Origin of the sequence: Pelomonas sp. Root1237, from assembly GCF_001425055.1 — a bacterium.
In the GTDB taxonomy this organism is placed as follows: domain Bacteria; phylum Pseudomonadota; class Gammaproteobacteria; order Burkholderiales; family Burkholderiaceae_C; genus Pelomonas.
The window spans coordinates 291,108-304,330 of the sequence record NZ_LMDK01000012.1 but is presented as its reverse complement, the minus strand read 5'-3'; the positions used below and the strand labels follow the sequence as shown (position 1 = coordinate 304,330).

17 protein-coding genes are annotated in these 13,223 nt (G+C 69.2%); 13 read left to right on the top strand and 4 right to left on the bottom strand.

The genetic code is table 11. The annotated features are described in order from the left end of the window. The first annotated feature begins 16 nt into the window (after window positions 1-16). Window positions 17-736: a GntR family transcriptional regulator gene (locus tag ASC91_RS09320; protein WP_056195548.1), complete on the top strand. Its 720-nt coding sequence runs from the start codon at window positions 17-19 to the stop codon at window positions 734-736. A gap of 195 nt (window positions 737-931) precedes the next feature. After that, a complete protein-coding gene (locus tag ASC91_RS09315) occupies window positions 932-1,381 on the top strand; it encodes a universal stress protein (RefSeq protein ID WP_056195544.1) in 450 nt (149 codons plus the stop codon). Window positions 1,382-1,436: 55 nt separating this feature from the next. On the opposite strand, the gene ASC91_RS09310 is transcribed toward ASC91_RS09315, so the two are convergent. Next, entirely contained in the window at window positions 1,437-1,793 is a 357-nt protein-coding gene (locus ASC91_RS09310) for an MmcQ/YjbR family DNA-binding protein (RefSeq protein WP_056195542.1), read from the bottom strand. Between the two features lie 244 nt (window positions 1,794-2,037). Between ASC91_RS09310 and ASC91_RS09305 the strand changes: the two genes are divergently transcribed. From ASC91_RS09305 to ASC91_RS09295, 3 genes are all read left to right on the top strand, one after another. Next, window positions 2,038-2,814: a tetratricopeptide repeat protein gene (locus ASC91_RS09305; RefSeq protein WP_157281385.1), complete on the top strand. Its 777-nt coding sequence runs from the start codon at window positions 2,038-2,040 to the stop codon at window positions 2,812-2,814. A 50-nt stretch (window positions 2,815-2,864) separates the two neighbouring features. Beyond that, window positions 2,865-3,782 carry a LysR substrate-binding domain-containing protein gene (locus ASC91_RS09300; protein WP_056195537.1) on the top strand — a complete coding sequence of 306 codons (918 nt, stop codon included), beginning with the start codon at window positions 2,865-2,867 and terminating at the stop codon, window positions 3,780-3,782. Window positions 3,783-3,848: 66 nt separating this feature from the next. Continuing rightward, window positions 3,849-5,003 (top strand): alpha-hydroxy acid oxidase, encoded by a 1,155-nt coding sequence (locus ASC91_RS09295; RefSeq protein WP_056195533.1) that lies wholly within the window; start codon window positions 3,849-3,851, stop codon window positions 5,001-5,003. 3 nt (window positions 5,004-5,006) lie between these two features. On the opposite strand, the gene ASC91_RS09290 is transcribed toward ASC91_RS09295, so the two are convergent. Further along, window positions 5,007-5,396, bottom strand: a complete 390-nt coding sequence (locus tag ASC91_RS09290; protein WP_235531916.1) for a DUF4440 domain-containing protein — start codon at window positions 5,394-5,396, stop codon at window positions 5,007-5,009. On the opposite strand from ASC91_RS09290, the gene ASC91_RS09285 reads away from it, so the two are divergent. Then, on the top strand, window positions 5,395-6,324 hold the full coding sequence (locus ASC91_RS09285) for a DUF2785 domain-containing protein (protein ID WP_082532554.1): 930 nt from the start codon (window positions 5,395-5,397) through the stop codon (window positions 6,322-6,324). The two genes, ASC91_RS09290 and ASC91_RS09285, sit on opposite strands and share 2 nt — an antisense overlap. Here ASC91_RS09285 and ASC91_RS09280 read toward each other — a convergent pair. After that, complete coding sequence (locus ASC91_RS09280) at window positions 6,321-6,842, bottom strand: GNAT family N-acetyltransferase (RefSeq protein ID WP_056195524.1); 522 nt, start codon at window positions 6,840-6,842, stop codon at window positions 6,321-6,323. The two genes, ASC91_RS09285 and ASC91_RS09280, sit on opposite strands and share 4 nt — an antisense overlap. Window positions 6,843-6,938: 96 nt before the next feature. Here ASC91_RS09280 and ASC91_RS09275 point away from each other — a divergent pair, with 96 nt between their 5' ends. The 5 genes from ASC91_RS09275 to ASC91_RS09255 all read left to right on the top strand — a co-directional run bounded on the left by ASC91_RS09275 (window position 6,939) and on the right by ASC91_RS09255 (window position 10,843). Beyond that, a complete protein-coding gene (locus ASC91_RS09275; RefSeq protein WP_056195521.1) occupies window positions 6,939-8,096 on the top strand; it encodes a serine hydrolase in 1,158 nt (385 codons plus the stop codon). Window positions 8,097-8,226: 130 nt separating this feature from the next. Next, window positions 8,227-8,424: a YgaP-like transmembrane domain gene (locus ASC91_RS09270; protein WP_056195517.1), complete on the top strand. Its 198-nt coding sequence runs from the start codon at window positions 8,227-8,229 to the stop codon at window positions 8,422-8,424. An 18-nt stretch (window positions 8,425-8,442) separates the two neighbouring features. After that, window positions 8,443-8,979, top strand: coding sequence for an RNA polymerase sigma factor (locus ASC91_RS09265; protein ID WP_056195515.1), 537 nt, complete (start codon window positions 8,443-8,445; stop codon window positions 8,977-8,979). A 96-nt stretch (window positions 8,980-9,075) separates the two neighbouring features. After that, entirely contained in the window at window positions 9,076-9,753 is a 678-nt protein-coding gene (locus ASC91_RS09260) for a hypothetical protein (protein WP_056195512.1), read from the top strand. Window positions 9,754-9,874: 121 nt separating this feature from the next. Next, window positions 9,875-10,843 (top strand): hypothetical protein, encoded by a 969-nt coding sequence (locus ASC91_RS09255; protein WP_157281382.1) that lies wholly within the window; start codon window positions 9,875-9,877, stop codon window positions 10,841-10,843. A gap of 21 nt (window positions 10,844-10,864) precedes the next feature. On the opposite strand, the gene ASC91_RS09250 is transcribed toward ASC91_RS09255, so the two are convergent. Further along, entirely contained in the window at window positions 10,865-11,269 is a 405-nt protein-coding gene (locus tag ASC91_RS09250) for a DUF1761 domain-containing protein (RefSeq protein WP_056195506.1), read from the bottom strand. Between the two features lie 84 nt (window positions 11,270-11,353). Here ASC91_RS09250 and ASC91_RS09245 point away from each other — a divergent pair, with 84 nt between their 5' ends. Next, entirely contained in the window at window positions 11,354-12,430 is a 1,077-nt protein-coding gene (locus ASC91_RS09245; RefSeq protein ID WP_056195504.1) for a sensor histidine kinase, read from the top strand. Further along, entirely contained in the window at window positions 12,427-13,200 is a 774-nt protein-coding gene (locus ASC91_RS09240; protein WP_056195502.1) for a LytTR family DNA-binding domain-containing protein, read from the top strand. Before ASC91_RS09245 ends, ASC91_RS09240 begins: the two co-directional genes overlap by 4 nt. Window positions 13,201-13,223: the final 23 nt, after the last annotated feature.

Below are 13,223 nucleotides of genomic sequence, written 5' to 3'. Positions count from 1 at the left end.
GGCTAAGATCGCCGGCATGCGGGCCATCGTCGACTCTTCTGCCAGCGCCCCGCGTGCCGGCCGTCCCAATCTGGCCGAGCAGGTCTACGCCCGGCTCAAGGCCGAGCTGAACGACTTCCAGCTCGTACCGGGCGACCGCTTCTCGGAGGCGGAACTGGGCCAGCGCCTGGGCGTTAGCCGCACGCCGGTGCGCGAGGCGCTTTTCAAGCTGCGCAACGAGGGCTTTCTCGACGTCGAGGCCAAGTCGGGATGGTCCGTGCGGCCGATCGATTTCGGCAGGTTGGAGCAGCTCTACGACCTGCGCGTCGTCCTGGAGCTGGCCGCCGTGGCGCGGCTGTGCACGCACACCGGCACGCCGCCGCCGGAGCTGGAATCGTTGAAGGACATCTGGCTGGTCCCCGCCGCCGAGCGACTGAGTGATGCCCGCGAGGTGGGCATGCTGGACGAGGCCTTCCACGCCACGCTGGTGAGAGCGGCAGGCAACGCCGAGATAGCCCGTGTGCACTGGGACGTGACGGAGCAGATCCGCATCATCCGGCACCTGGATTTCACGCGCGGCCACCGCATCGAGGCGACCTACGCTGAGCACGCCAAGATCCTGCGCGCAGTCATGCAGCGCAAGGTCGAGCAGGCCCAGTTGCTGCTGCGCAGCCATGTCGAACAGAGCAAGGCCGAGGTGCGCAAGATCACGCTGGCGACGCTGCACGAGGCGCGGGAGCGGTCCAAGAGCGCGTAGTGCGGGACAGCACGTGATCACGACCCACCGCAAAGGGTCAGCCAAGATACCGAAGAGCCCACCCAAGTTGCCCGCCGCGGCGTACTATCGTCGCAGACGACCTGCCCGCAAGCCGGGTCCGGTCGGGTCACCTGGGCAGGTGATGCTAGGCCTGCTCTGACGTGCGAGTGCCCGGCTTCTAGCCAGAGGTGCATCATGTTCAAGCACATCCTGCTTCCGACCGATGGGTCTCGGTTCTCCGAGCAAGCGGTCTTTCATGGCGTCGAGTTGGCAAGGCTTTCCGGCGCGCGGGTGACGGCGTTCTACGCCACGCCTGCCTTTCATGTGCTGACCTATCGAGCGTCTGAGTTGGAGGGTTCGCGCGATCAGTTCGCGACAGACGTGCGGGCCCACGCGGACCTTTACCTCAAGTTTGTCAGCGGCGTGGCGAACGAAGCGAAGGTGCCCTGCGAGACCTTGATGGAACAGAACGACCATCCCCATGACGCCATCTGCAGTGTCGCCAAGCGCCTGCAGTGCGACCTGATCGTGATGGCTTCGCATGGCCGCAAGGGCTTGACCGGGCTGCTGCTCGGTAGCGAGACCCAGCGCGTGCTTGCACACACCGAAGTGCCCGTTCTGGTGTGGCGCGCCCAATCCAGCTGAGCGTTTCGCTGGCGCCCAATGCGCGAGTCACGCGGTGCACGCTCTCGGCCCGGACCTACTCGGCCAGGCCGAGGCTCAGCTGCAGCTTCTTCGGCAGCTTGGCAGCCACCAGCTCATGCGAGCGCTTCACCAGTGCCTTGAGTTCCGACAAGGGCAGCGCCTTCGCATCCTCCACCGCCACCCAGTGATACCGCGCCGCGTAAGGTGCGGGCGCGATGCCGGGCACACCGGTCAGCTCCAGGAAGCGGTGCTCGTCGACCTTGAAGCTGCAATGCGTCCACTTGCCGGGGTGTGGCCCGCCGACGAAGAACATCTTGCCGCCGACGCTGGCCACCCAGTCGGCGCCCCATTTGATGTCCTGCGTGGCGCCAGGCAGTTCCATGGCGTATTTGGCGAGGACTGAAAAGCTCATGGTGTCGGGCGGAGTTCGCGTTGTGGTGGCGGCCGGCGCAGGGTGGCCGGCCCGCCGCTGAAGCCTTGAAATTCTCGCCGAGCGCCTCGGTTTGCGGCAATTTGCAGCATTACTGCACGCCGCGCAGCCCTGCCCTGCTGCCCGGCCCACCAACAATTCAGGGATACGCCTTGCCGGGCGCCTGAGCACCGCTCGGGCCGCCCAAACCAGGTCGCAATATCGACCTCCAACGCCCGCCTGCTGCATGAATATCCTCAACCTGGGGCCGACCCCGCCCATGGCCCTCAACGCGCAGCCCGTAGACCCACTCCAGCACGGCATGGCCCTGTTCCATGCCAACCCGCCGGACTATGAGCGCGCGGTGGGCTGGTTCCGTGCCGCGGCAGACAGCGGCGACAAGGACGGGCTCGCCATGCTGGGGCTGTGCCAGCTGGAAGGGCTGGGCATGGCCGCGGACCCGGCGCAGGCGCGGCGGGTGCTGGAGCAGTCCGCGTCCCGGCGCAGCGCCATCGGGCGCTTCCAGCTCGGGCGGGCGCTGATGACCGGCCGGGGCGGGCCGGTCGACGAGACGGCGGGCCTGTCGGCCTACGTGACGGCGGCGGCCATGGGCCACGCCGAGGCCACCTTCAACCTCGCCAACTGCCTGTACGCCGGCGTGGGCTGCCTGCCCGACCGGCTGGCGGCCAAGTCGCTCTACCTGCGCAGCCGTGCCCTGGGCTGCACCTTGAGCCCGCAAGGTGTGCGGGTACGCAGCCACGAGCTGAAGGCGGTTCGCGCGCTGGCGCAGCGCTTTGCCGACCCGAACCGCATGTTCTTCCTCGTGCAGGAGCGCCAGCAGGAGTTGGCGCTGGTGCACGCCATCGCGCAGCCTGGCGATACACCCAGGCTTGGTCACGCAAATGCTGCGAGGCCCCAAGCCCTGCGGCTGGCCGCGGGTGTCGTGGCGGCGATGGCCGGCACCTTGGGCCAATACCTGCGCCGGCCGTCGCGCGACGCCGGGCCGACGACGATCAACTTCTGACGCACCGCATCCCCTCGCCTGCTCCGGGGGTGGCTGGGTAGGATGACCCCATGTCCTCGCGCGCCATCCGCCTGCCCTCGCTCGACGCTCTGCTCGCCTTCGAGGCCGTGGTCCGCACGGGCGGCTTCGAGGCCGCCGCCGCCGAACTCGCGCTGACGGCCAGCGCCGTCGCCAAGCGCGTGGCCGGGCTGGAGGAGCGGCTGGGCCAGCCCCTGTTCCTGCGTCAACCCGCCAAGGGCCTGACCCTGACCTCCGCCGGCCACGAGTACCTGCCCCAGGTACGCCAGGCCCTGGCCCTGCTGCAGGCCATGCCGCTGCACCAGCGCGCCAGCCAGCAGCGCGAGCGTCTGCGCGTGACGTCCACGCCCACCTTTGCACGCCAGTTGCTGGTGCCCGCGCTACCCGGCTTCACGGCCGCCCACCCCGAGGTGGAGTTGGAGCTGACGCTGTCAGTCCCGCTGCTGGCCGAGGGCGACGCGGGGGCGGACCTGGAGATCCGCCACGGCGCCGTGCCGGACGACATCGCGCCCGCCCAGGTGCTGCTGCGCGACCGCCTCACGCCGCTGGCCGCACCCGCCCTGCTGGCCCGCCACGAACCGCTGCGCGAGCCGGCCGACCTGCTCGCCCTGCCGCTGCTGCGCACGCCGCTGCAGCCCTGGGCGCCCTGGCTGCGCGCCGCCGGCCTGGGCGACGTGCCCGAGCCGGACGAAGGCCCGCGCTTCGTCGACCTGGGCCTGACGCTGGCCGCGGCCCTGGCCGGCCAGGGCGTGGCACTGGCCCGGCTCAGCCTCGCCCGCCACGAGCTGGCCGAAGGCCGCCTCGTCCAGCCGTTTGCGCTGACCGTGCCGGCCGAGCGCCACTACGGCCTCATTCGCCACCGCGCCAGCCCGGCATCCGAGGCCTTCGCCGAGTGGCTGCATGCGCATTGCCGCGCGCTCGAAGCGGAAAACTCCTCTCGACCCGGCTGAGTTTTTTTCCGGGGCGACCGGTGCGGTGCGGGCCTAGCATCGCGGCCTCACTCCGACCAGTCCGCCATGCCCGTCATCACCTGCATCGAAGACCTGCGCCAACTCGCCGAGAAGCGAGTGCCGCGCATGTTCTACGACTACGCCGATTCCGGCTCCTGGACGGAGACGACCTACCGCGCTAACGAGAGCGACTTCCAGGCCATCAAGCTGCGCCAGCGCGTGGCCGTCAACATGGAAGGCCGCAGCACGGCCGTGAAGATGGTGGGCCAGCAGGCCAAGATGCCCGTGGCCATCGCCCCCGTGGGGCTGACGGGCATGCAGCACGCCGACGGCGAGATCCACGCGGCGCGCGCGGCCGAGAAGTTCGGCATCCCGTTCACGCTCAGCACGATGAGCATCTGCTCCATCGAGGACATCGCCGAGAACACCTCGGCGCCGTTCTGGTTCCAGCTCTACATGATGCGCGACCGCGAGGCCATGGCCCGCATGATCGACCGCTGCAAGGCCGCCAAGTGCTCGGCCCTGGTGCTGACGCTGGACCTGCAGGTCATCGGCCAGCGCCACAAGGACCTGAAGAACGGCCTCACCGCGCCGCCGCGGCCGACGCTGGCCAACATCATCAACCTGATGACCAAGCCACGCTGGTGCCTGGGCATGGCCGGCACGAAGCGCCACACCTTCCGCAACCTCGTGGGTCATGTGAAGGGCGTCAGCGACATGCGGTCCCTCTCGGCCTGGACCAACGAGCAGTTCGACCCGCGCCTGAGCTGGGCCGACATCGCCTGGGTCAAGGAGCAATGGGGTGGCAAGCTCATCCTCAAGGGCATCATGGACGTGGAAGACGCCAAGCTCGCCGTGCTGGCGGGGGCCGACGCCATCGTCGTCAGCAACCACGGTGGCCGCCAGCTCGATGGCGCGCCCAGCAGCATCCACGCGCTGCCCGCCATCGCGGCCGAGGTGGGTTCGCAGACGGAAGTGTGGATGGACGGCGGTATCCGCTCCGGCCAGGACGTGCTCAAGGCCTGGGCCCTGGGCGCCCGCGGCACGATGATCGGCCGCGCCATGGCTTATGGCCTGGGTGCGATGGGCGAGGAAGGCGTGGCCAAGGCGCTGGCCATCCTGCACAAGGAGCTGGACGTGACCATGGCCTTCTGCGGCCACACGCAGCTCACCAACGTGACGCGCGACATCCTGGTGCCGGGCACCTACCCGACGGCCTGAGTCTTACCAGGAAGTCTCGGCCGCGGTGCCCTGGTGGTAGAGCATCTGCCAGGCCTCGCCCTCGCGCACCCAGACCGAGGAGCGCAGCGTGTGCCGCGTGAGCGATCCGTCCGGCTGGCGGTGCGCAGCACGATAGGTCAGCAGCGCCGCCGAAGGGCCGAGGGGCCGCACGGCGAATTGATCGGGCTCGACACTCGGCGGACCCTCGTCTCTGCGGCCCTGCTCGGCCAGGAAACGCAGGATGGTAGGTCGGTCATAGGCCCGGCCGGAACGGCCGACCTCGTGAAAATCCGCGTGCAGCAGGGCTTGCAACCGCGCTTCGTCCAGGCGCACGCCGGGGTGATGCAGTTCGACTTCCAGACGCCGCAGCGTATCCACCAAGTCATCTTCCATGCGGGGCATTGTCGTCAGCAGCGGTGACTTTTCGCCCGCGGGCCACATCGTGCGCTACTGTGCCTCCATGAAGACCGCGTCCGTCCGCATCTGCCTGTTGCTGTCCACGCTGAGCGTGGGCGTCGCCGCCCAGACCTGCGCGCCGCCCGTCGACTTGAAGACCGAAACCGACCCAGCGCGCATCCAGCAGCAGGCCATCGCTCTGCTACCCTGCCTGGGACATCCCGACTTCCAGCTGCGCGACGACATTGCCTTCGAGCAGCTCTCCGCATGGGCGCGCGGCGGCAAGCTGGAAGCCGCCACACTGCAGCGCATGCGCACCGACCTCGTCGCCGTGCTGGACGCCAAGCCCGATGGCGCCGGCGTGCACCAGCCCTTTGCGGTGCTGACTCTCGCCGAAGTGGCACGGGCCGACCGCCTCAAGCCCTTCATGACCACCGAGCAGCGCGGCGAGCTCGTCGTGCATGCCGCACGCTTCCTCAGCAGCGTGCGCGACTACCGCGGCTTCACCCCCGGCGAGGGCTGGCGCCACGGCGTGGCCCACGGTGCCGATTTGGCCCTGCAGCTCGGCATGAACGAGGCGCTGAGCGCGGCGCAGCGCCAACAACTTCTGGACGCCGTCAGCAGCCAGGTGCTGGCCGACCACGGGCATGCCTACCGCTTCGGCGAGGGCCAGCGCCTGGCGCGCGCCGCGTTGCAATTGCAGCTCAGGCTCCAACCCGACGAAGCCGCCGTGCAGGCCTGGCTGGACCGGCTGCTGCAGCCGTTGAAGGCAGCCAAAGCCTGGGACGAGACCGCGCTGATCGATCTGCACAATCTGCGGGAGTTCCTGTGGCCGCTGCTGGCCGGCGTGCTGGACGTCACCGACGCCGCCCAGCGCGAACGGCTTTTGGTGCCGCTGCAGAAGACGCTACGCCGCCTGCCTTAGTCGGCGTGCCGCTCGAAGTGAAGCCGGTCGTGCCAGACGCCGCCGAGCTCGAAGCTGCGCAGCGAATGGCCGAACTGGCGAAAGCCATTGCGCAGCAGCACCTTCACCGAGCCGCCGTTGCCGACGCGTGCGTTGGCCTCCACGCGCATCAAGCCCAGCTCGCCAAAGGCCTTGGCCAGCACCAGCCGGACGGCCTCGCTGGCATAGCCCCGGCCGCAGGCCGACTCGGCCATGCGATAGCCCAGCTCAGCCATCTGAAAATGAGCACGCTTCACGCCGATCAGGTTCACGCGGCCCACCAGCTCGCCGGCCACGGTACGCACGAGGAACTGGTAGCCCTTGTCCTCGGCAGCCTCGCGCTCGGCCAGCGCAATGGCGGCACCAACGCCCTCGTGTGAGTAGAAGCCGGGCGGCCGTGAGTTGATGCGGGTCTCGAAGAAGGCGCGGTTGTCCGTTTCGAAGCGCAGCAGCTCGTCGGCGACGTCGGGGGTGGGGGCAATCAGTTCGAGCAGGTTCATGGGCGGCAGCAAAGATGGCGCACCGATTACAACAGCAGCGGCGGCGGCCTCGCCACGCGCCCGCGGGTGCCGTTAGGCTGGCGCCCAGGAGGAACCATGCGCTCTGCCCGTCTTGCCGCTTTGCTGATCGCCCTGCCCCTGCTGGCCGCGGCCGCCCCGCCCGGGATACCGCGCAGCGACGCCATCGACGCCGAGGCCGCGCGGCTGATGGCCACCAGCCAGGCCCAGGGCCTGGCCGTGGCCGTCATCGACGACGGCCAGGTCGTGCATGTCGGCGCCTACGGCAAGCGCAATGCGGCGGGCGAGCCGCTGCTGACCGACACCGTCATGTACGGCGCCTCGTTGACCAAGGCGGTGTTCGCCTACTGGGCCATGCAGCTGGTCGAGGAGGGAAAACTCGATTTGGACCGGCCACTGGCAGGCTACCTGGACCGGCCGCTGCCGGAGTACGCCGGCTTCTTGACGCCCTATTCGTGGCAGCACTTGGCGGGCGACAACCGCTGGCGCCAGCTGACCGCTCGCATGCTGCTGACGCACAGCAGCGGCTTCGCCAACTTCGCCTTCCTGGAGCCCGACCGCCGGCTGCGCATTCACTTCGACCCCGGCTCACGCTACGCGTACTCCGGCGAAGGGCTCATCCTGCTGCAGTTCGTGCTGGAGCGCGGCCTGGGTCTGGACGTGGGCGCCGAGGTGCAGCGCCGCGTGTTCACGCCGTTTAGCATGACACGCACCAGCCTGAAGTGGCGCGCCGACTTCAGGCCCAACCTGGCCGACGGCTGGACGGCCGACGGCCGCGTGGTGCCGCACGCCGAACGCAGCAAGGTGCGCGTGGCCGGTTCCATGGACACGACCATTGCCGACATGGCCCGCATGGCGTCCGGCTACGTCCGCGGCGTCGGCCTGTCGGCCGAGAGTGCCGCCGCGCTGACGGCGCCCCAGTTGCCCATCACGACGGCCACCCAGTTCCCGACATTGCAACCCGAACTGCCACCGGCCAGGCGCCGAGCCGACCTCACCGCAGGTCTGGGCGTCATCGTCTTTGAAGGCCCGCAGGGGCCGGGCTTCTACAAGGGCGGCCATGACGACAGCACCGGCAACACCTGGGTCTGCGTGAAACCGAGCAGGCGCTGCGTCGTCATCCTGGCCAACGACGTGCGCGCCGAGCGGGCCTTTCCGCAGCTCGTGCGCTTCATCCTCGGCGAGACCGGCGTGCCATGGGGCTGGGAGTACGGTGCCATGGACTTCCTGCGCTAGCGGCCAGCGCTGCGCGAGCATCTGTCAGGGTCCGCCAGGACAAAATATTTTTGACCGGCCGCGAATCCGATCGCGACCTGGCTCCCTCTTAGTGACCGAGGGCTGTCCTCGAACACTTGAGAGTCGAACCATGATCTATGTGAAAAACGTTCCGAACGGCGAGCGCGCCGTGCGCGTGGCGGCGGGCCTGGTGGCCGCGGCCCTGGGGCTGCTGCTGTTGGGCGGCATGGGCGGCTGGCTGGTGGCTGGCGGGGCGGCCGGGTTGGTGGCATCCGGGCTGTTCGGTTTCTGCCCGGCTTGCGCCATGATTGGCCGCAAGTTGAAGTAGCAGCCGGGCAGCACTGACATGGCCCTGGCCCCACAACACCAGCCCCTGCTCGCGGCCGCGCACGGCGGCGATCCGCGGGCACTGGAGCAATTGCTGAAGATCTCCCGGCCCGACGTCCGCCGTTATGCCCAGCAGCACTGCCTGCTCAGCGACGTCGATGACGCGGTGCAGGAGGCCCTGCTCATCGTCAGCCGCAAGCTGCCGTCGCTGCGCGTGCTGGCGGCTTTCTCGGGCTGGTTGATCCGCCTGGTGCAGCGCGAATGCCGGCGCCTGGGCCGGCTCACGCTGCGCTATGACCCGTATGACGAGGAAAAGCTGGAGCAGTGGCTGGTCGTGCGCGACGAAGTGGGCCTGCGGCGGGAACTGGTGGCGGCGCTGGAGTCGCTGCCGTCCCACTACCTCGAGGTCATGCTGCTGCGCGACCTTGAGGAGCTGACCATCGAGGAAATCGCCGCCCGCACCGGCCTCACGCGGCCGAACGTGAAGAGCCGGTTGCATCGCGCCCGGGCACTGGCGCGGGAGTACCTGTTGGGCGGGAAACCGGCCGGCGTCTGACGGTGGCCGCCCGCAGCGGGACTTCCTCCTATCCGACTTGAGCGCCGCAGTGGCAGTGCAAGCATGGTTGCCTCCATAACTTCGGAGACAGACACCATGATTCGACGCCACTACGTTCTCGGCGCGGCCACCTTGCTGGCCGGGCTCTCGTTGCCCGCTCTGGCACAGCGCGGCGATGACGACGGCGAGTTCGTCATCCTGCAAGCTCGCTACGGCACGGACCGCAACCATGTCGATGTGACCGACCAGCTGCGCCAGCTGGCCCGCCGTGACCGCCGCGTGCGGCTGACCAACGACCTGTTCGGCGTGGACCCCGACCCCGGCCGCGACAAATACCTGCGCATCTACGCCCGCGACAGCCAAGGCCGCGAACGCCGCTTTGACTACCCCGAGCGCGCATGGATTGACGGCGGGCAATTCACCGCCTGGGGCGCGGGCCGCTGGGGCGAACCGAACTACAACGGTGGCTGGGCCGGCAACCCCTATCGCGACCGCCACGATGACGGCAGCTACACCATCCTGCACGCCAACTACGGCACCCCCGGCCGCGAGGTGGACGTGACCGGGCGGCTGCGCGAACTGGCACGCCGCGACGAGCGCTTCCGCATGGGCAACGACACCTTCGGCGTCGACCCCGACCCGGGCCGCGACAAGCGGTTGATCATCATTGCGCGCGACCCCAATGGCCAGCAGCGCAGCTTCGCGTACGCCGAGGGCAGCTGGGTGGATGGCAGCCAGTTCACTGGTTGGCGCCGCGGCGACTGGGGCCGCTGATCGCGCGGTTTACCCGCCCTTACAACCGGCGAAGCCCGGCGTCCTCGCGCCGGGCCGTCCTCGCGTTGAACCCTTGGCCGTGCGACCATGCCCGGCCAAGACCAACAACGAGGGGATCGCCATGAAACGCCGCCAATTGGGCCAATGGACACTGGGCCTGGGTGCAGCCCTGGCCACTGCCATCACCGGGCCCGCCTGGGCCGACGATGACGGCGAGTTCGTCATCCTGCATGCCCGCTACGGCACCGAGCACAACCACGTGGACGTGACCGGCCGCCTGCGCGAGCTGGCCCGCCAGGACCGGCGCTTTCGCTTGAGCAACGACCTCTTCGGCGTCGACCCCGAGCCTGGGCGCACCAAGACGCTGCGCATCTTTGCCCGCGACCGCCAGGGGCGTGAACGCACCTTCGAATTCCGTGAACGCGACTGGGTCGACGGCAACAGGTTCATCGGCTGGGGCCGCGGCAACTGGGGCGAGTCCGGCGGGTCGGGCGGTTGGCAAGGGGGCGGCAACAGCCCGGGCGGCGACCGCCACGACGACGGCGAGTTCACCATCCTCTACGCCACCTATGGCGCCGATGGCCGCGACGTGGACGTCACCGACCGCCTGCGCGAACTGGCGCGGCGCGACCAACGCGTGCGGTTGACCAATGAACTCTTCGGTGTTGACCCGTTTCCCGGAAAGACCAAGATCCTGCGCATCTTTGCCCGCGACCGTGGCGGCCAGGAGCGCGTCTTCGAGTACCGCGAGTACGGCACCATCGACGGCAACCAGTTCGTCGGCTGGGGCCGCGGCGACTGGGGCCGCGACCACCGCGGCGGCGGCGACCAGGGCCCGGTGCGGCCCGGCAGCGGCCGACTCGTCATCGACAGCGCCAGCTACGGCGCCGACGGCCGCTGGACCGACGTGACCCAGGCCCTGCGCGGCCAAGTCCGCGGCGACCGCTTCGAGACCGAGGTGCGCAACGAGCTGTTCGGCTTCGACCCCGCGCCCGGCCGCCGCAAGCTGCTCAGCGTGACCTATCGCTTCGGCAGCGAGCCGCCGAACACGGTGCGGGTTGGTGAAGGCGACCGGCTGCGGCTGCCCTAGGAAGGCGCAAGCGATCCGGCTTCAATGCCAGGCGCCGAGGATGGCGCCCATCACCGTGTAGGCCACCACCTGGTAGCCGCTGTTGATGAGCCAGAGCTTGAGCGAGCGCTGCTCGAACAGGTAGATCACGCCCAGGCTCATGGCCACCCAGCCCAGGCCGGTGGCCAAGCCGGCGAACAGGCCGAAGCTCAGGCTCGCCTTGGCGCCGAGGAAGGCCGCCAGGTTGAAGGCCATCACCAGCGAGGCCAGCGCCGACAGGCCGAAGACCTTGGCCGGGCTGGCCTGCTTGGCCTGGGCCTCGCTCAGGCCCGCCTCGGCCATCCAGGCCTTGGCGAACAGGATGGGCGAGTACCAGAGCCCGCCGATCAGGAAGCTCGACAAGGCCGCCACAATGACCGCCGGGAAGTTGAATTGCACTGCGTCCATCGCAGACCCCTCTTGAAGTTGTTGGTGCGGCGATGCTGAGGCGCTCCCGTCCCCGGCAACAGCGGTCGCGCGCCGAAGTCGAAGATGAGCACGCCCAAAGCCGACAAACTGCCGCTCAAATCGCCGCCGAACCCGCCGATGCAGGCGCGCCTGGATGACCGGCTGCTGATGGCCGGCGGTTCGCTCGCCTTCGGGCTGGCCATCCCCTGGCTGACTGGGCTCTATGGGCCACTGGGCCCCGGCGACGCGCGCTTCTGGGTCGGCTTTGCCGGCTTCATCGCGCTGGCCTTTGCCATCTGGGCAGGCAACCGCTGGCTGCTGTTCAAGCAGCGCGAGCACCTGAACTGGTTCGCCCACCCGCTGCGCAAGCTCCTGATGCTGGTCAGCGCCAATGTGCTCTACACCGCACCGCTGACGCTGGCCGCCATCTGGGCCTGGTTCCATGTCGCTGGGCAGCCGGTCGACGCCAATGCGCTGAAGCTGGTGGTGGCCACCAACGTCATCTGCGTGCTGTTCGTGACGCATGCCTACGAGACCATGTTTCTGATCCGCGAGCGCGAGTCGGACATGCTGCGTGTGGAGCGCCTGGAGCGCGCCCGCACGCAGGCCGAGCTTGGCGCGCTGAAGGCTCAGGTCGACCCGCATTTCCTGTTCAACAGCCTGAACACCCTGGGCCATCTGATCGAGAGCGACGCGAAGAGCGCCCGCGAGTTCAGCGACACCCTGGCCGAGATCTACCGCTATGTGCTGGACAGCCGCCAGCGCGACCTCGTGCCGCTGGACGAGGAGCTCGCCTTCCTGCGCCACTACCACCGCCTGCTGGCCCTGCGCTTTGGCGCCGCCATGCCACTGGAGCTGGACCCGGCCTTGCAAACCGGCTCGTGGCTGATCCCGCCGCTGGCGCTGCAGACGCTGCTGGAGAACGCCATCAAGCACAACGAGGCCAGCGCCGCGCAGTCGCTGACCGTCAGCTTCACGCTGGACGGCGACCGCGTGCACGCCCGCAACGCGCTGCAGCCGCGCCGCAGCGCCCTGCCCTCCTCAGGCCTGGGCCTGGCCAACCTCGACGAGCGCTGCCGCCTGCTGGCCGGCCGCGCGCTGGAACGCCGCGCCGAGGCTGGCGTGTTCGAAGTCTCCATTCCGCTGCTGGCCCGCCCATGAAGATCTTCATTGCCGAAGACGAGCCCCCGGCGCGCGAGCGCCTGACCGCCACGCTGGCCCGCGTCGCGCCTGAGGCCCGCGTGCTGGGCCACAGCGACACGGTGCAAGGCACGCTGGCCTGGCTCGCTGACCACCCCGCACCCGACCTGCTGCTGCTCGACATTCAGCTCGCCGACGGCCTGTCGCTGGAGCTGTTCCGCGACCGCCGCCTGGCCCTGCCCACGGTCTTCACGACCGCCTATGACCAGTTCGCGCTGCAGGCCTTCCAGGCGCTGGCGGTGGACTATCTGCTCAAGCCCGTCTCCGACACCGCGCTGGCCCAAGCCCTGGCCAAGGCCGAACAATGGCGCAGTCATTTCGACCTCCAGGCCAAGGAGCGCTGGAACCATCAGCTCGACGGCCTGCTGCAGCGCCTGAGCCCCCCGGCCGGCCGCCAGCGCATCGTCGGCCGCAAGGGCGGCCAGCAGTTCCACGCGCTGGAGCTGGCCGACATCGCCTATTTCGTCTCGGTGGACAAACTCAGCTTCGCCGTCACCCAGGCCGGCGAGCGCTATCTGGTCGAGCCCACCTTGGGCGAGCTGGAGGAGGAGCTCGGGCCGCAGCGCTTCTTTCGCGCCAACCGCCAGCTGTTGGTGGCCGCGGGCGCCGTGCAACGCTTTGCGCCCGCCGGCAAGGGAAGGCTGAAGCTCGCCCTCAGCCCGGCCCTGGACGGCGAGCTGCTGATCAGCCAGGAGCGCGCCGCGGCTTTTCGCCAGTGGCTGGAGGGGTAAACCCGGGCGGGCTACGATTCGGC